Below are 16,678 nucleotides of genomic sequence, written 5' to 3'. Positions count from 1 at the left end.
CCCTGAGCGCCCTGAGTGCCCGTGTCGCCCTGGGCACCTTGAGCGCCCGTGTCGCCCTGGGCACCCTGGGCACCCTGAGCCCCTTGGAAACCCTGGGCGCCTATCCCGCCTTGAGCGCCGGTGTCACCCTGAGGCCCTTGCGCACCCTGCAAGCCCTGGGCACCTGTGATGCCCTGGACTCCCTGCACGCCTTGAGCGCCAGCATCACCCTGCGCACCCTGGAGACCCTGAAATCCCTGCGCACCCGCGTTGCCCTGCGCCCCCTGGGCGCCGGCGTCGCCCTGCGCACCTTGAGCGCCCTGAGCGCCGGCATCGCCCTGCGCACCCTGCAGACCTTGAGCGCCCTGGACCCCGGCGTCGCCCTGACCACCCTGAGCGCCCTGAACGCCGGCATCGCCCTGCGCACCCTGCGCACCTTGAGCGCCCTGAACGCCGGCATCGCCCTGCGCACCCTGCAGACCTTGAGCGCCCTGAACCCCGGCATCGCCCTGACCACCCTGAGCGCCGGTGTCGCCCTGCGCACCCTGAGCTCCGGTATCGCCCTGAGCACCTTGAACGCCCTGCGCGCCGGTCTCCCCCTGGACACCTTGGGCGCCCTGAACGCCAGCAACGCCCTGCGCACCTTGAACGCCGACCTCGCCCTGCGCGCCCTGAGCGCCCTGGAAACCTTGAGCGCCTTGGACCCCGGCGACTCCCTGAGCACCTTGGGCACCTTGAATTCCAGCATCACCTTGCGCGCCCTGAGTCCCCTGCGCGCCCTGAGTCCCCTGCGCGCCGGTCTCGCCCTGAGCACCTTGAGCGCCCTGAACCCCCGCCTCACCGGGAGCGCCTACGTCACCCTGAGCACCCTGAAAACCTTGAGCACCCTGAACTCCAGCAACGCCCTGCGCACCTTGAACGCCGACCTCGCCCTGCACGCCCTGAGCACCCTGGAAACCTTGAGCGCCTTGAACACCGGCGACTCCCTGAGCACCTTGAGCACCCTGAACGCCAGCATCACCCTGAGCGCCCTGAACGCCAGCATCACCCTGCGCACCTTGAACGCCGACCTCGCCCTGCACGCCTTGAGCACCCTGGAAACCTTGGGCACCTTGAACACCGGCGTCACCCTGAGCACCTTGAATTCCAGCATCACCCTGCGCGCCCTGGGCACCTTGAACACCTTGAACACCAGCATCACCCTGCGCACCCTGAACGCCAGCATCACCCTGCGCACCTTGAACGCCGACCTCGCCCTGCACGCCTTGAGCACCCTGAGCACCTTCAGCACCCTGGGGACCACCCTGGACGCCACCCTCGCCCTGCACGCCTTGCGCGCCGACCTCGCCCTGAAAACCTTGAGCGCCCTGAACTCCAGCGCCGCCCTGCGCACCCTGGAGACCTTCAGCGCCCTGCGCGCCCTGAACGCCGGCCTCGCCCTGTACGCCCTGAGCACCTTGAGCGCCTACGTCACCCTGAAAACCTTGAGCGCCCTGAACGCCGACATCACCCTGCGCACCTTGAACGCCGGTCTCACCCTGCACGCCCTGCGCGCCGACCTCGCCCTGAAAACCTTGTGCACCCTGAACCCCGACCTCGCCCTGCGCTCCTTGAGAGCCCTGAGCGCCAGCATCGCCCTGCGCACCCTGGAGACCTTCAGCGCCCTGCGCGCCCTGAACACCAGCCTCGCCCTGCGCGCCAGCATCGCCTTGCACACCCTGGAAACCCTGAGCACCCTGAACACCAGCCTCGCCCTGCACGCCCTGAGCACCTTGAGCGCCCTGAACCCCCGCCTCGCCTTGAGCACCTACGGCACCCTGGAAACCTTGGGCACCCTGGAAACCTTGGGCACCCTGAACGCCAGCATCACCCTGAGTACCTTGAACACCGGCGTCGCCCTGCGTTCCTTGAGCACCCTGAACACCGGCCTCACCCTGCGCCCCAACAGCACCCCGAGCGCCTACATCACCGTTCGCACCCTGGAAACCCTGAGCACCCTGAGTACCGGCCACACCCTGCACGCCCTGAGCACCGGCATCGCCTTGGGCGCCTTGAGCACCGACGTTGCCCTGCGCGCCTTGGGCACCGGCATCGCCCTGCGCACCTGAGGCGCCGGTCTCGCCTTGAGCGCCGGTGTTGCCCCGGGCACCCTGGAAACCTTGTGCGCCCACGTCACCCTTCGGGCCCTGAGCACCGGTGTCGCCCTGGGGGCCTTGAGTGCCCTTGCCTCCATGCGAGTCGTACGGATGCTTGCCCCCGTCCTTTCCACCCCACGGGCCCTGCCAGCCCTGCGGGCCACAGTCCGTTGGCGTGTCAGGGTGCTGGTCCGACGAGTCAGGACCATCGGCGTCCAGGCGGACGGTCGACCAGGACAACGGCCACCCGCCGTACTGGCCGAGCGGACCGGGCGTACCGATGTGGGCGCCCCGGACGGAGGACGTCACTTCCTCGGGTTGCGCTGCGGCTGCGGGCCCGCCCGTCATCCCGACTACCAGCAGGGCAGAACTCAGCCCTGACGCGGCGCGGCCATGCTTGAGGGCGCGCTGCAGCCGTCGGTCGTTGTTCATGACCCCTCCAGAGAGCCACTCCGGACACACCCAGAGCTACATGACAGTGACTTACCGATACTTCACGGCGAAGTGCAGCGTATTCGACCGATTAAACCCTTGAAGACGGTTTAGCCACATATAGCCGTTTGCCGAAAGTAGATATTCGTCATGATTCAGCGAGACGGTGGCAGCGCGTAGCTCCACTCCGGACCGCTTTCCGAAAGCGAGGTCATGTTCGATCACGTGGATTGCGGGCGTCGGATACCGCTCGATCGTGACCACGGCGATCGACTGGCAGGGCATCAGCGCGGGATGCCGGCAGTCGACGCTCCCCCGCTTGAGGGAAGGCACTGGCCTCTACTGGGGAGGAGCGGCGCCCCATCGGCCCGGACCATCGGCCTATGACTGTCGATGTGGCGTCGCGTGGCCCCGGTCCGGACGGGCTGGTTGTCGACCGAGCGCGGCGTGCGCGGCTGACCCGGATGGTGATCGGCTACGGGGTGGTCGCCGCGGTGCTGCCGTACCTGTCACTGAGGTGTTGTGGATCGGCGGGGTGATGGTCGGCGTGCCGGAGGGTTCGCCGGCGCGTGGCGCGGACTTCGTCGCACCGAACATCGTCACCGCGGCGATGGACGTCGTGGCGATCCTTGTCGCGGTGGCGTTCACGCACCGCTGGGGGCTGCGGCTGCCGGCGTGGCTGGTGCTGGCGCCGGTCTGGGTCGGCATCGGGCTGCTGACCCCAGCCGTGCTCGAGGTGGTCAACGGCGCGCTGGCCGGCAAGGTGACAGGTGGCCGCGAGGTGAGTCTCATCGGTGGCCTCGTGGCCCCCTGGACCTATGTGGTGGTCTACACGTCGTTCGCGTTGCAGGGCGTGCTGTTGTCTGCCGCCTTCCTCGGGTACGCGGGGTCGCGCTGGTCGTACCTGTTCGACCGGCCGTCGGCCAGCGGGTCCGGCGCGACCCGTGGCCTACAGGTGGTGCTTGCCCGCGCAGGTGGCGCGGCCGCTGCGGCGATCGCTGTCGCGCACCTGGTGCTGGCGTTCGCGCGGAGGGCGCGTTCGTGGGCGCCTACCAGGAGGGTTGGGAGTACACGGCTCGTTCGGGTGAGGTGGTGAACGCGGTGATGGCGGCGTCCGCTGCCGCCGGCGTGCTGCTCATGCTGCGCCAGTCGTTCGGCGGCAATCGCACGGCGGCGCGGGTGGGGTTGGCGCTCACCTGGGTCGGCACGGGCGCGATGTTCGGGTACGCGATGCTGACCCCCCTGGCGGTGGTCCTCGGCGCGCCGGAGTCGGACAACGTCACCGCCCTGAACGGGCTCACCCAGTTGGGCGCGCTGCTCGCCGGAGCGGCCCTGGCGATCACCGCCGTCCTGCATCTCCTGGAACGTCGACCCGGCGGCCAGCACCCCGCGATCGCCGGGGGCACGCCGTGACGGCGGCGAACCGCTCCGACCGGGTCCGGAACCGGGATCGGTACGGCTCCGCCGCCGTGATCGTCACCGGTGGTCTGGCCGTGCTGACGCTCATCTGCGCGACAACCGGGAAGGGCTACCCGTTCGGACCGAACGACCCGGTCGACGACATGTCGCTGATCCGGGCCGTTCCGCCGGGAGTCGGCGCGGCACTACTGGCAGGCATCCTGATCGGCGCGATGCTGATCATGCTCGGGACGGCGGGGCGTCGCGCCGCACGTCCAGGTGGTGTCGCTCGGGCCGCCATGCTCGTAACGGGGTATGCGGCGGTGGTCGTCATGCTGTTCGTGGTGCCCGACATTCGGCTCCTGGCCCTGGTCGCCTACCTGCCGATGCTCGTACTGGGCGCGCCCTTCGGCTGGCCGGACGTCGACTACAGCTCGATCGTGACCACGACGATCGCCTGGCAGGGCGTCAGCGTCTCCGCGGGACTGCTGGTGGCCATCCGGTTGGTGCGCTGGCAGCGCGACAGTCGGGGCGCCTGCGTCTCCTGCGGCCGGGTGCCCACCCGTACCGCCGGATCATCTTTTGACGCGGCCGCTGTGGGTCGATGGGCGACCGCCGTCGCGGTCGCCGTGCCGTTGCTGTTCGCGGCTACCCGGTACGCGTGGATGGCCGGTGTTCCCCTCGGTATCAGTGACGCCGCGATGCGACATCTGCTGGAGACCGACGGACGTTGGCGTGGTGGTGCCCTGGCGGACCTTCGCCGTGGTGGGCGCGGGGCTGACGTTGGGGCTTGTGCAGCGCTGGGGAGAGGTGTTCCCTCGGTGGGTCGTGCGGTTCGGCGGGAGGCCGGTGCCGACACGCCTGGCGGTGATCCCGGCCATTGTGGTTGCCGCGCTCGTCATGTCGGCCGGGCTGGGTCTGGTGAGCAACACCGACATCTTCTTCGGCGAACTCGGGGCGCAGCCGTGGCTGGTCGGGATTCACGTGCTGTGGCCGATATGGGCCGCCGCGCTCGGGGTCGCGGCCTACGCCTACCACCTTCGCCGCCGCGAACGATGTGCCATCTGCGGCGTCGGCGACAGCGAGCGGTAGCCGGAGCGGTAAGCGTTCTTCAGGAGCGACACGGTCGCTGCCGGCCGAGACCTGTGACAGCCGTTGTACCTTCGCGGCCATGAGTCAGGGCCGTAGGAATGGCATTTGGCGCCAGCGACGACCGGTCAGCGAGGATGAGCGCGCTGCGGCGGTGGAGGCTTACCGCGTGGCGGTCTCCCGACTGCAGCACACCGCGTATCGGAACCTGCGGCAGAGCATCGCGAACGCCACGATCTTCGTCGCGGCCATGGCCACCTGGATGATCTTCATCAACCAACCCACGCCGACGACGTTCCCCTGGTACGCGATCTCGATCCTGGGTGGCGCGTTCGGCCTGGCCACGTACGTCATGCGAGAACCGCGGCCGAGGCGCTTCGTGCTCGCCGCCGCAGTCGTCCTCGCCGCCGTGGGCATGACCGGCATCCTCCTCACGGACTAGCCAGACCCGGCCGCTGCCGCTGCCGCTGCCGCTGCCGCTGCCGCTGCCGCTCTAGCATCAGCGCCGTGATGGAACTGGACCTTGATGTCTTCGCCGAAGCCGTCACCTCCCATGCCAGCCAATGGAACGACGCAGGCGTGCACTGGAAACTGCACCGCGGCCCCACCCGCGACAAGTCAGCGGCCTGGATCCTCTGCGCCACCAAAGACCGCGAGGCCCAGCTGACCGTCTGGACCAGCGGCGAAGCCGAACTGGACCTCGCTGATCCCTCCGCGGGCACCGTCATCAGCACCCATTACGACATGTCGACCATCGCCGACCTCACCGCCTGCCTCGACGAACTCACCCACCGGCTGACGTCGGCTCCTTCCGGGACCTGACCAAACCCAGAGGAACGTCCCGGGGGGAGCAGTCAGCGCGTCAGGGGGACTCGCCGGGCACGGACCGTGCGGTGGCTGATGCGCCACCCGCTGTCGCCGCGCACGATCGTGTCCTCGTAGGTCACGCTGCCGATGCTGCCGTCCGCGTTGATGCCGATGCCCTTCGACAGTACGTGTACACGGTCGTCGGCTAGCTCGGTGAGCACGATGTTTGTGACGTGGTGAGCGACGGGGTTCCCCTCACCCAGAGCGAGCGCGGTGTCCCTCAGCATTTCCAGCCCGACGAGCACGCCGCCGCCAAGGTCGGTGACGTCATAGGCCACGTCCGCGGTGAACAGCTCGTGCATCCGGTCGAACTCGCCGCTGTCGGTCAGGTGGCCGTGCCGGTTGATCAGGTCCGTGATGGCCGTGCGGTCCTCGGCGGTCAGTGTCATGGCGTCCTCCACCGGCTCTACCGGAAAGCTCCCCACTTATGCTTGGTACCCTAATCGGGGAGTTCCCCACTTGGCAAACCTGGAGTTACGGATGGCGTCGAACGCGGACAACCCGACGATTCCCGGGCGTGGGCGCAGGGCGGACGCCACACGCAACGCCGAGCGGCTGCTCGCCGCGGCGCGCGAACTGGTCGACGAGTCCGGGTCTGAGGTCGCCCTCGACGAGGTGGCGCGGCGGGCCGGCGTCGGCAACGCGACCCTCTACCGGCACTTCCCAACCCGGGGCGACCTGCTCGTCGCCGTCTATGCCGACGAGGTAGCCGCGCTGTGCCGACAGGGCGCCGACCTGCTCGGCGACCCGTCGCCCGCAGACGCACTCTTCACCTGGCTGGACGCGTTCGTCATCCACGTCGCGACGAAACGCGCGCTCGCCCTGGCCGCCACCGAAGGCCCCGGCACCCGCCGGACCCGACTGTTCGACAAGTGGCATGAATCGATGCGCTCCACGGCGACCAACCTGCTGCGCCGCGCACAGGACGCCGGCACCGTACGGCCCGATCTCACCGTGACCGATCTGCTGGCCATCGGCAGCGGTGCCGCTCTCACCGGCACCAATGTGGCGCACGCGCAACGGCTCGTCGGGCTGCTGCGCAGCGGTGTCCAGGTGGACAGGGACGGCACCATCAGGTGAGGAGAGCGAGCCCCTCGACCTGGGATCAGCGGCGTTGGTCGCGCGCGCTTCGGGATGCATCAATTCGGTACGGTCGCCGGATGGACAATGCCCGGCCATCGCGGCTGCCCAGCACACTGCTGTTCATCGCCATGTGCCTGCTCGGCATCTGCGCCCTGCCGTCCGCGGCGTTGTTCGTGCTCACTGGCACCGTAGGAGGCTCAGACCTTGCTCCCAGCCTCGCGATCGGAGCGCCGGCGCTGATCGCCTACCCCGTTGCGGTGTGGCTGTGGCTGCGCGCCAGAAGGCAACCCAAGGTGGGGCGGGCGTGGGTCCTTGCCGGACTCGGATTCGTGCTGATCGTCGGCAGCTCGGTTCCGCCGGTGACGATCTTCGGCGGGCTGATCGCCGAAGAGCGGCGGGAAAGTCAGCCGGGTGGACGCGGCTACCGGGGTTGAGTGGCCCAGGTCTGTTGTCATTTCGGTCTGGGCGAGGAGCCCGGCGACGAGGAAGGTGCGGGCGGTCGCGGCGTCACTGGATCGGGCGGCGCGCTTTCGCCTCGACCGGCCGGCCCGCGCGGCGGGCCTTCGCCTGGTCGGAAGCGCTCCCGGACAAGGGACGACCCCCGCCGGGGGGAAAGTGACCTGACGTAGTAGCGAGCGTGATCAAGCGCCGTACCGCGTGGTCAGACGCGTCGGTCGTGCCGGCTAGCATGATCGAGTGTCGCCGGACGGTACGGCGTTCGCTGACGATCCGCTGACTCCCCTCTGACGCGCTGCGGGCGTCCGAGGACGGCCGGAGGCCGCCCGCAGGGCGGGCCGCGAGCGCGACGACACTGATGTACGGTGCTCAGGCGGATAGGGCCGAGCTGTAAATCCGTCGCGAAAGCTACAGAGGTTCGAATTTTCTACCCGCCATCAGGGACTGACAAGGCCTCTGACCTGCGAAAGCGCAAGTCAGGGGCCTTAATCGCCTCCCAGCCCCGTTGACCGCTGTTGGCCTTGATCGTCCGGCTGATCGGGCACGCAACGGGCACGGGACGGCGTATGTGCGGGACTTCAGGGGAGGCCCAGCTGTGGAGATCGTGTCCACCCCCCAGCACCGGACGTTGACCTTCGTTCACGCCTGCAACCGGTCGGGCTATCGTCCAACGCTGGAGGAGGTCAAGCTCTGGTTCGACGAGCCGGCGGCGAACGTCACGACGGAGATCACGGCGCCTGGGCTTCTGGCCATGCTGGAGGGGATGCAGAAAGCGTTCTCGCAGGTGCAGCTTTCGCGAGAGGTCGCCAGGGAGCATCCAGTCGACCACCTGGTCCGAATCAAGTGGCTTGAGGCGTCTGATGATCGCCTGCGGTTGACCAGGCTGGGTGAGGCCCTACTGACCGATATTCAGCGCGGCGAGGAGGCGGAGGATTCGCCTGTCGTGGTACTCGAAACCACGGACAGGTTCGCCTACGCCCGCCTGATCGGAGAGATCGCTAGGCTCGGGGATGCGTTCCTCGTAGACCCCTACTTCCGTCTGCCGCAGCTTGCGACGATCCTCGACTCGACTCGTCTCAAGCGCGTGCTTATCTCGAAGCAGTACAAGGGCAGCAAAGAAGCTCGCGACGAGCTGGCAGTAGCGCTTGCAGCTGTTGATCCGGAGCGGAATATCCAGATCCGTGCGACCGCTGCCACCACCCTGCATGACCGCCTGGTCGTGGCGGACTCCGGGGACGTGTACATGCTTGGCGCATCTCTGGGCACGATCGGTAAAGCAAACACGGCCTTCATGAAGGTGCCGGAGAAAGGCGCCGCCGCTCTCAAGCAACTCGCGGAGGACCTCTGGGATGCCGCGGAGCCGGTGTTACTAGCGTCTGCGGTGAAGGAAGAGAGCGGGCAGTAGGGCGTGGATCTCCTCGTCGGGCAGTCGTAGACCGTCCAGCCTCCCCGGACGGGGACAAGGTGGAGCGCCCTACCGGACGAACGACATTGGCCCCGTCCGGGGAGGCTGGTAGCCCTTGTGGTGCCCGGCGAGGTGAGCCGCGCTGGCATCTCTGAGGAGGGTCGGGGTTCGGGGCGGAGCCCCGAGGTCTTCAAGGTCTTGTCGTCCGTCATCGTGGCCGGCCGGCCCGGCCGATGCCGGCCGGAGGTCGCCAGCAGGCCGGGACCGGGCCGGCGCGGCCCGCTTGCGGGCCGCCTTGATCCTAAAGAGACTGTTTCGGCAGTGGTATCGCCCATCACCCGCCGGATCACAGTGCTAATCGCACGCTTTGTGGAGTCGTTCGACCGCGACAAAGATCTGCTGTTCAGGGCCATGCCGGCTCGATCGCCACTCAGCAAGTAGGGGTCGGACGGCATCGACCAGCCCGGAGAGTTCCTGGTCAGTTGCCGGCTCGGGCAGTGCGTCAAGCGCCGCCACTGCGACCACGGTCGCCTGATACCGGTAAGCGTTCGTCGCTGTGTCTTGCCAGCCGGGCGAGTGGCGCCACTCCTGCACACGCTGGTGCACCTCGGCTGCGGCGGTCCGGATGACGGCCGCTTGCTGGCGAGGTGTGAGTTCGGTGCGGGCGTCAAGGCGGTCGGCGGGCTCCTGCGGCGGCGTGTCGGCGTCGCGCATGGCGGCGATCGTACCGGGGCCATGATCGGAACTGCTCGCCCGCGTGCTGCGCGACGATGGCGATCAGCCGGCGGTGTCGTTCCACTCCGGGGCAAGGATCGAGTAGAGCTGGGAGTCACGCCAGGCACCGTTGGTGAAGACGTGATCGCGCAGCCGGCCTTCGTACTGCATACCGAGCCGCTTGGCAACGCCGATGGATGGAGTGTTGTCGGGGCCGACAGCTGCGGTGATGCGGTGCAGCTTCAGCTCTCGAAAGCCGTAGTCAACGATGGCTCGGGCTGCGTCGGTAGCGTAGCCGTGGCCCCAGTGATCCGCTCCGATGGCATAGCCCAACTTGGCGGCCTGGTGCCCGGTGAGCCCGAGTCGGGCGAAGCCGATCATGCGGTCCGAGGTGTCGGCCACGGCCAGGTAGTACTCGTTACGCGGGTCGAGCTGTGCGCGGCTCACCGCTCCCTCAACCATGGCGACGGTGGCGGCCTGGTCGCGGCTGTCGAACGAGAGCCACCGCGTGACCCGGTCGTCACCGACGATCGCCAGAGCGTCGGCCGCGTCATCGGGTCGCAGCTCGCGAAGAGTGATGACGCGGCCGGGGATGGTGATCGGGTACATGTGCTGATGCTGCCTTATTGGGGAAGGGCGTTGGCAGGCGTGTGCGTGAAGTGCTCGATGCCGTCGATGAGGTCACGGGCGTCATGGGCGTGGCCGGCACGGGTGATGGCCTGGTGGACACGACGGACCGAGTGGATGACACCGTTGATGCGCTGATCGGCGGGAAGATCGAGCACGGGGGCGAGGGCATCAGCGGTGGCATCGAGTTCTCCGCTGGCGACACGGGCAATGGCGAGGTTGGTGTGGGAGCCGGCCTGGTCGCCGAAGGCCCACGCCGGGTCGTGGCGGTCGGAGTACGCCTGGACGGCACGCAGGGCGTAGCGCTCGGTAGTGCCGGCTTCCCCGGGCAGCCAGGCGAGGGCGTCGCTGGCGTAGTAGAGAGTGCGGGGCTTGTTGAAGGTGCAGATGCCGCCGATCTCGTCCATCTCGTCGGGGCGTACCCGTGACCAGGTGTCCTCAGCCTCGGTGATCGCGGCCTTGGCCTGTTCCGCGTTACCGAGTGCGGCGTAGGCGCGTGCAGCACTGACGGGCAGCCAGACGGCTGAGGTGCCGCCTGTTTGGGTGGCGTACTCGCGTCCAGCCTCGGCGTAGCGGGCTGCTTCGGCGTACCGGCCGGCCCAGTAGGCAACCAGCGATTGGAGTCCGCGGAGCCAGGCTTGCAACCCGGGGTGACCGGACTGGTCGGCGCAGAGGACGGCGGTTCGGGCTTGCAGCATGGCGGAGTGGGGGTCGGCCATGTCGTGCGAGACCTTGGCGAGTAGGCCACTGGTGATGCCGGCGAGGAAATGCAGGTCTCGCGACTGGGTGGGCTGTTGGCGACGTTCGAGCAGCGTGAAGAGGGTGTCCTGAGTTTCGGCCAGGTCCGGCAGGAGTTGGCCGACCGGTCGCTGCGGGTAGGCCAGGGCGAGGCGCTGCACGTCCTCGGTGAGCTGGTCGATGGCTGCCGGGGAGGTGGCTTCGGCTGCGAGCATTGTGTACTGGCGGGCGCGTTGTGCGGCCATGGCGAGGAGGTTCCTTTCCGGGCCGGCGCCGGTGGGCTCGACGATGTGCTGTCGGGCTGGCGCAGGGGTCAACTGGTGGGATGCCCAGGGGCGCTGCAACTCCTCGATCGGCTTGCCGAACATGGCCTGCAAAGCCCGCCGTGTGGCGGGGGTTGATGAGGCCAGGTCCCGTTCGCCACGGGCCAGCCGACCGAGGTGCCGCGCGCTGATCGCCGCGCGGGGGTCCATGCGGCTGAACTCGTCGGCCAGTTCCTCGTACGTACGGTCGCTGCACTGGATGAGGTGCTCCAGGACGGTGCGAGGTTCGCGGCGATCTTTGGCCATCGTCGACGCCTTCCTGATGGGCTGTCTCCACGCTCACCTGCGTGAGGTCCTGAACGCAACGCAGGTCCGCAGGGTGTCCGCCCGAGGTCCGTCAGAGGTGCTGTTTCGGTCCTCGATCGGTCTCCACAACCGGGTGTTCTATCTCCACCATGGATGTCTCACCCACCGCAATTGTGCATGTACTGAACGTTGAGATGCATGCGTCAAAAACGACACCAAGCCGCTCCCGCCTGTGTCGATCTGTAGCGGCTTCGTCCTGAGCAGGGCACCGGAGCAGGTGCAGGCAGGCGACGCACGGTGTCGGCCGTGGCCACAGCCCGCCTGCTTCGGTGCCCATCCACCGATCAAGGGCGGGCGGTGATGGTCCCGAAGCCGGGCGACGTTCTGCGCGTCGGCAGCGGTGCGTCGGTGCAGTTCGGCGGGGATCGCTCGCTGATCTTCCGAGTCATCAAAGTCTGCGACCGGCCGACGTACGACGGCTGGGTCTGGCTCACCGGCTACTCACTCGACCGCGCGGGCAACGCCGTCGACCGGCGAGAGATCTTCGTGCAACGCGCCGGGTTACGACTGATCACTCCGGCTGCCGCTCCCGCCGCCGCGCGCACACTCCCCGCTCCTCCGGGCCACGCCGGCCGGAGCGGGGCGAGCCGGAAGGCCAGCACGACGATTTCACCTTCGAGGAGGTAGCGGTGACCATGCATTCGGTTGGCGTCTTCCGGGCAGCGTCGCGCTTGGCCCGGCTCTGCCCGGAGCAGGTGAAGCGGATCCGATTCCGTCGCACCACCTTCGGACGACGGGGCTTGGCCGAGGAACAGGTCTACGGTTTTCTCCGTGCGGTCGTCGACGAGCTGACCGCGCGGGATGGCGTAGAAGCTGGCCTCCGAGCGGAGAATGCTCGGCTGAAGACCGCTCTGAGTCAGTGGCAGAGCAACGCTGCCCGAGATCGAGCCGGATGGCCAACGCAGAGCGGCGGGCAGAATTTCAGGAGTTGGTGACGGACGGAGCGCCGGTCAACGTAGTGCAGCAGGTGGCTGACCCGCGCGGCATGCCTTCACCAGTTCGGAAGCGCTCCCGGACAAGGGACGACCCCCGTCGGGGGGAGACGGGGGTCGTCGAAGGTTCGGCTCCGGGGGGGTCGAGCCGAACCACTCAGCGGCCACGGGGGGTGCAACCGCTGAGGGCCTTTGCCTGTTTCGGGGATGTGAAAGCTCGTCGTACGGACAAGTCTGCCTGAGCGGGCCCGTCACGTCGAGTGGTGCCGACCCCACTCAGTGCGAAAATCTCCTCGCGGAGTGTGAGCGTGATCACGCAGGGCGGGATTTACGGTGTCAGCCCGCAGGTCTGGAGGGTGGCCTGACCCCGGGCACCCGCCGACGATAGACCATCCGGCTAGACTTTCGCGCCGTGGGCCGAAGTGCCGCTTTCTTCGATCTGGACAAGACCGTCATCGCCAAGTCGAGCGCCCTGGCGTTCGGTCGGCCGTTCTACCGGGACGGGCTGATCACCCGGCGTGACGTGGTCAAGTCGGCGTACGCGCAGCTGATGTTCCGGCTGGGCGGCACCGACGAGCAGACCATGGCCCGAACACGGGACTACCTGGCCGCGCTCTGCAAGGGCTGGCAGGTGGAGCAGGTCCGCCAGATCGTCGCGGAGACGCTGCACGAGCTGATCAACCCCTATGTGTACGCCGAAGCCGCTGTCCTGATCGCGGAGCACCAGGCCGCCGGGCGGGACGTGGTGCTGGTGTCGGCGTCCGGCGAGGAGATGGTCCGGCCGATCGGCGAGTTGCTCGGGGTCACCGACGTGATCGCCACCCGGATGACGGTTCGGGACGGCAGGTACAGCGGCGAGGTCGAGTTCTACGCGGCTGGTCCGAGCAAGGTCGAGGCGGTCGGCGAGTTGGCGGCGGTTCGGGGTTACGACCTGGCCGACTCGTACGCCTACTCCGACTCATACAGCGATCGCCCGCTCTTGGAGTGTGTCGGTCACCCGAGTGTGGTCAACCCGGACCGGCAGTTGCGCAAGCTGGCCTCGGAGAACGCCTGGCCGGTGCTGGAGTTCCGGCACCCGATCCCGCTGGGCCGTCGCCTGCGGGAACGACCCGCTGTCCCGGTGGCCGCCGCGGCCCTGGGGGTCGGGGTTGGCGTGGCCATCGGTATCGCCTGGTACGGCCGGCATCGCCGGACCCGCGCCGCCGCCACCGCCTGACCCGGTCCGGGCTGCACGACCCTTCCTGCGGTTCCCTCGCGTCGGCACGTGTCGCCGACGTGACGGTGAGCGCCGCCCCACTCCTGCCTGACAACCCGTTTGAGCGATCGCTCAAGCAGTCGTATGCTCCGTTTGAGCGATCGCTCAAACGGGGAGGTCACACATGGTCCACGACGACGAGGAACAGCCGCACGACGACGAGGAACAGCCGGCCGAGCGGACGGCCGCCAACTGGGTCCTGGCCGGCCTGATCACGCTCTTCGGGCTGGTCGTCTTCGTCGGGGTGGTCAATCAGGGCCGGGCCGACAGCGCCGCGCTCTTCGTGGCGCTGCCGGTGCTGCTGGCCGCCGCCCTCGCGCTCACCCCCCGCCAGACGACCCACGGCAGGGTCTTCACGGCCACCACGATGGCCCTGCTGCTGGCGGGGGTGCTGCTGCACGAGGGTGCGATCTGCGTCGTCCTGGCCGCCCCGCTCGTCTACGCCGTGGCGCACGGCACCACCGCGCTGATCCACGCTCTCCGGAAGGCCAACCGGCCGTACGTGTTCGCGGCCGTGCCGCTGCTGCTCCTGCCGGGCCTGGAAGGCAGCGGCATCGCCGGCCGGGTCGACCCCGAGCAGACGGTCGAGGTGACCAGGGTCGTCGGGCTCCCCATCGACCGGGTGGCCGAGCACCTCGCCGCCGGCCCCCGCCCGACCGCCGTCCGTTCCGCGCCGCTGCGACTGCTGGGCGTACCCACACCGGGGCAGGTCAGTGGCGACGGGCTCAGCCTCGGCGACAGGTGGATGTTCGGTTACCACGGCAGCGCGCACGGTCCGGGGGGCCACCTGCTCGCCGAGGTGGACGACGTCGCACCGGGGCGGGTCGGCTTCCGCTTCGTCGAGGACAGCTCCATCACCGCGCGCTGGTTCACCTGGCGGCACGCGGAGCTGAGCTGGCGGGCGATCGATCCGGGGCACACCGAGGTCCGGGTCCGGGTCGACTACGCCCGGGGCCTGGACCCGTCCTGGTACTTCGGGCCGGTGCAGCAGGTGCTGCTCGGCGCCGGGGCCGGCCACCTGCTCGACATGCTGGCGTTGGAGTGACAGTCGCCCGCTGGCTGAGCCTGGCGCTGCCGCTTGTCGCCGTGCTCGCCGTCGGTGGCCGGGTGCGGGACCGGGCCTCCCGGGCCGCGGGGCTGTTGGCGTTCGTCGCCGCCGGGATCGGCATCGCCGCGCTGCACGAGGTCGCCCGCCGGACCGGTTGGTACGCGTTCACGCCTGTCGACGGCGCGTTCCGGGGGATGCCGGTGGACCTGTGGATCGGTTGGGCCGTCCTCTGGGGTCCGTTGCCGGTGCTGCTGCGCCGGGTGCTGCCGCTGCCGGTCGCGCTGGGTCTGCTGCTCTGGGTCGACGCGGTCGCGATGCCGGCGCTGCACCCGCTGGTCCGCCTCGGGCCGCACTGGCTCGTCGGGGAGGTGGTCGGGCTGCTCGTGGTGGCCCTACCCGCCCAACTGCTCGGTCGATTCTGCGCCGACCGCCGGCACCTGGGCACGCGGACGCTCCTCCAGGTCGGCGTGTTCGCCGCCCTCCTGCTCTGGTTCGTGCCCACCCTGGCCTTCGAGTTCGGCGACGGGTCGTGGGCGGGGCTGACCGGGCTGAACCGCACCGGGCTGCTGGTGGTGGCGCAACTGGGCCTGCTGGCGGCCACGCCGGCGTTGGCTGCCGTCGCCGAGTTCGCCGTCCGGGGCGGTGGCACGCCGTACCCGTGGGACCCGCCGCGTCGCCTGGTCACCACCGGCCCGTACGCCTACCTGGCCAACCCGATGCAGCTCAGCGCGGTGGTGGTGCTGCTGTGCACCGCCGTGGCCACCCGGAGCGTCACCCTGGCCCTCACGGCGCTGTCGACGGGAGCATTCGGGGCGGCGGTGGCCGGGCCGCACGAGCACCACGATCTACGGGTGCGACACGGCGACTCCTGGCGGTCGTACCGGGAGCAGGTGCGCGACTGGTGGCCTCGCTGGCGGCCGTACCCGGTCGGGCCACCGGCGGTGCTCTGGCTGGACGACGACTGCGGGCCCTGCGCGGCCACCTGGCGGATGCTGGCCCGGCGGCACCCGGCCGGGCTGTGGATCCGGCCCGCTCGGGAGCACGAGCACGTGCTGTGGCGGGCGGAGTACGTGGGCGGCGACGGTCACGTGGAACGGGGGGTGGCCGCCGTCGCCCGCGGACTCGAACACGTCCACCTCGGCTGGGCGCTGCTGGGCTGGACCCTTCGACTGCCCGGGGTCACCTGGCTCGCCCAACTGGTCACCGATGCGATGATCGCACCGCCGCACCCGGCCCGCAGGCGAGGAGAGCCATGTCCGACACCAAACAGCGCCTCCTCGACGGCACCATCGCCGCGATCCGGGAGCACGGCATCGCCGGTGTCTCCGCGCGTACCATCGCCGCCGCCGCCGGGGTGAACCAGGCGCTCGTCTTCTACCACTTCGGCACCGTCGACGACCTGCTCGCGGCGGCCTGCCGGACCGGCACGGCCGAGCGGGTCCGGCACTGGTCGGCACGGTTGGCCTCGGCCGGTTCGCTGCGCGAGCTGCTCGCCGTCGGGCGAGCGCTGCACGACGAGGAACGCCAGCTCGGCAATGTCACCTTCCTGGCCCAGATGCTGGCCGGTGCACAGGCGGACCAGCGGATGGCCGCGCCGACGGCCGCGGCGCTCCAGCTCTGGGTGGACGAGATCGAGGCGGTCCTGCGAAGGCTGCTCGCCGGGTCACCGTTCGCCGAGGTGGCCGACGTGCCCGGACTGGCCCGCGCGGTGTCGGCCGCGTTCATCGGGCTGGAGCTCTACGAGGGGGTGGACCGGGAGGGCGCCGACCAGGCGTTGGCCGCGCTCGACCAGCTCGCGCTGCTGCTGGAGATCGTCGACGACCTCGGGCCGATCGCCCGCCGGGCGCTGCAAGCCAAGGTCAACCGCGCGGTACGGCGGGAGTGACAGCCA

General features: G+C 69.3%; 20 protein-coding genes. 15 read left to right on the top strand and 5 right to left on the bottom strand.

All coding sequences use genetic code 11. From position 1 onward, the window contains the following. Positions 1-83: 83 nt before the first annotated feature. The 4 genes from ACLQ29_RS08690 (at position 84) to ACLQ29_RS08675 (ending at position 3,959) form a co-directional block, all read left to right on the top strand. Positions 84-2,087: a hypothetical protein gene (locus tag ACLQ29_RS08690; RefSeq protein WP_425771101.1), complete on the top strand. Its 2,004-nt coding sequence runs from the start codon at positions 84-86 to the stop codon at positions 2,085-2,087. A gap of 842 nt (positions 2,088-2,929) precedes the next feature. Continuing rightward, the gene (locus ACLQ29_RS08685) at positions 2,930-3,085 is read left to right on the top strand and encodes a hypothetical protein (protein ID WP_425771100.1); all 156 of its coding nucleotides are present in this window, start codon (positions 2,930-2,932) and stop codon (positions 3,083-3,085) included. After that, entirely contained in the window at positions 3,082-3,642 is a 561-nt protein-coding gene (locus ACLQ29_RS08680) for a hypothetical protein (protein ID WP_425771099.1), read from the top strand. The genes ACLQ29_RS08685 and ACLQ29_RS08680 overlap by 4 nt, the downstream gene beginning before the upstream one ends. Then, a complete protein-coding gene (locus tag ACLQ29_RS08675) occupies positions 3,639-3,959 on the top strand; it encodes a hypothetical protein (protein WP_425771098.1) in 321 nt (106 codons plus the stop codon). Before ACLQ29_RS08680 ends, ACLQ29_RS08675 begins: the two co-directional genes overlap by 4 nt. Before the next feature lie 412 nt (positions 3,960-4,371). Here ACLQ29_RS08675 and ACLQ29_RS08670 read toward each other — a convergent pair whose 3' ends face one another. Continuing rightward, positions 4,372-4,506 carry a hypothetical protein gene (locus ACLQ29_RS08670; RefSeq protein ID WP_425771097.1) on the bottom strand — a complete coding sequence of 45 codons (135 nt, stop codon included), beginning with the start codon at positions 4,504-4,506 and terminating at the stop codon, positions 4,372-4,374. A 173-nt stretch (positions 4,507-4,679) separates the two neighbouring features. Here ACLQ29_RS08670 and ACLQ29_RS08665 point away from each other — a divergent pair, with 173 nt between their 5' ends. From ACLQ29_RS08665 to ACLQ29_RS08655, 3 genes are all read left to right on the top strand, one after another. Continuing rightward, entirely contained in the window at positions 4,680-5,036 is a 357-nt protein-coding gene (locus ACLQ29_RS08665) for a hypothetical protein (protein ID WP_425771096.1), read from the top strand. 166 nt (positions 5,037-5,202) lie between these two features. Continuing rightward, complete coding sequence (locus ACLQ29_RS08660) at positions 5,203-5,475, top strand: hypothetical protein (RefSeq protein ID WP_425771095.1); 273 nt, start codon at positions 5,203-5,205, stop codon at positions 5,473-5,475. Between the two features lie 68 nt (positions 5,476-5,543). Continuing rightward, complete coding sequence (locus tag ACLQ29_RS08655; protein ID WP_425771253.1) at positions 5,544-5,855, top strand: hypothetical protein; 312 nt, start codon at positions 5,544-5,546, stop codon at positions 5,853-5,855. Between the two features lie 32 nt (positions 5,856-5,887). Here the strand turns inward: ACLQ29_RS08655 and ACLQ29_RS08650 are convergent, their stop codons facing one another. Next, positions 5,888-6,289, bottom strand: coding sequence for a nuclear transport factor 2 family protein (locus ACLQ29_RS08650; RefSeq protein WP_425771094.1), 402 nt, complete (start codon positions 6,287-6,289; stop codon positions 5,888-5,890). Between the two features lie 91 nt (positions 6,290-6,380). Here ACLQ29_RS08650 and ACLQ29_RS08645 point away from each other — a divergent pair, with 91 nt between their 5' ends. The 3 genes from ACLQ29_RS08645 to ACLQ29_RS08635 all read left to right on the top strand — a co-directional run bounded on the left by ACLQ29_RS08645 (position 6,381) and on the right by ACLQ29_RS08635 (position 8,844). Then, entirely contained in the window at positions 6,381-6,980 is a 600-nt protein-coding gene (locus ACLQ29_RS08645; protein ID WP_425771093.1) for a TetR/AcrR family transcriptional regulator, read from the top strand. 80 nt (positions 6,981-7,060) lie between these two features. Next, the gene (locus tag ACLQ29_RS08640; protein WP_425771092.1) at positions 7,061-7,417 is read left to right on the top strand and encodes a hypothetical protein; all 357 of its coding nucleotides are present in this window, start codon (positions 7,061-7,063) and stop codon (positions 7,415-7,417) included. 617 nt (positions 7,418-8,034) lie between these two features. Then, positions 8,035-8,844, top strand: a complete 810-nt coding sequence (locus tag ACLQ29_RS08635) for a hypothetical protein (protein WP_425771091.1) — start codon at positions 8,035-8,037, stop codon at positions 8,842-8,844. A 354-nt stretch (positions 8,845-9,198) separates the two neighbouring features. Here the strand turns inward: ACLQ29_RS08635 and ACLQ29_RS08630 are convergent, their stop codons facing one another. From ACLQ29_RS08630 to ACLQ29_RS08620, 3 genes are all read right to left on the bottom strand, one after another. Next, a complete protein-coding gene (locus ACLQ29_RS08630) occupies positions 9,199-9,558 on the bottom strand; it encodes a hypothetical protein (RefSeq protein ID WP_425771090.1) in 360 nt (119 codons plus the stop codon). 63 nt (positions 9,559-9,621) lie between these two features. After that, positions 9,622-10,167 (bottom strand): GNAT family N-acetyltransferase, encoded by a 546-nt coding sequence (locus ACLQ29_RS08625; RefSeq protein WP_425771089.1) that lies wholly within the window; start codon positions 10,165-10,167, stop codon positions 9,622-9,624. Positions 10,168-10,181: 14 nt separating this feature from the next. After that, positions 10,182-11,492 (bottom strand): hypothetical protein, encoded by a 1,311-nt coding sequence (locus ACLQ29_RS08620; protein ID WP_425771088.1) that lies wholly within the window; start codon positions 11,490-11,492, stop codon positions 10,182-10,184. Between the two features lie 695 nt (positions 11,493-12,187). Here ACLQ29_RS08620 and ACLQ29_RS08615 point away from each other — a divergent pair. The 5 genes from ACLQ29_RS08615 to ACLQ29_RS08595 all read left to right on the top strand — a co-directional run bounded on the left by ACLQ29_RS08615 (position 12,188) and on the right by ACLQ29_RS08595 (position 16,672). Continuing rightward, positions 12,188-12,487, top strand: a complete 300-nt coding sequence (locus ACLQ29_RS08615; protein WP_425771252.1) for a DivIVA domain-containing protein — start codon at positions 12,188-12,190, stop codon at positions 12,485-12,487. A 409-nt stretch (positions 12,488-12,896) separates the two neighbouring features. Next, the gene (locus ACLQ29_RS08610) at positions 12,897-13,700 is read left to right on the top strand and encodes an HAD family hydrolase (RefSeq protein ID WP_393365654.1); all 804 of its coding nucleotides are present in this window, start codon (positions 12,897-12,899) and stop codon (positions 13,698-13,700) included. A 163-nt stretch (positions 13,701-13,863) separates the two neighbouring features. Further along, a complete protein-coding gene (locus tag ACLQ29_RS08605; RefSeq protein WP_425771087.1) occupies positions 13,864-14,784 on the top strand; it encodes a hypothetical protein in 921 nt (306 codons plus the stop codon). Continuing rightward, entirely contained in the window at positions 14,781-16,145 is a 1,365-nt protein-coding gene (locus ACLQ29_RS08600; protein ID WP_425771086.1) for a methyltransferase, read from the top strand. The genes ACLQ29_RS08605 and ACLQ29_RS08600 overlap by 4 nt, the downstream gene beginning before the upstream one ends. Further along, entirely contained in the window at positions 16,040-16,672 is a 633-nt protein-coding gene (locus tag ACLQ29_RS08595) for a TetR/AcrR family transcriptional regulator (protein ID WP_425771085.1), read from the top strand. The genes ACLQ29_RS08600 and ACLQ29_RS08595 overlap by 106 nt, the downstream gene beginning before the upstream one ends. Positions 16,673-16,678: the final 6 nt, after the last annotated feature.

This window comes from Micromonospora sp. DT228 (assembly GCF_049841595.1).
Taxonomy (GTDB): Bacteria; Actinomycetota; Actinomycetes; order Mycobacteriales; family Micromonosporaceae; genus Micromonospora.
The sequence above is the reverse complement of the archived record's forward strand: the minus strand, read 5'-3'. Positions and strand labels throughout refer to the sequence as shown.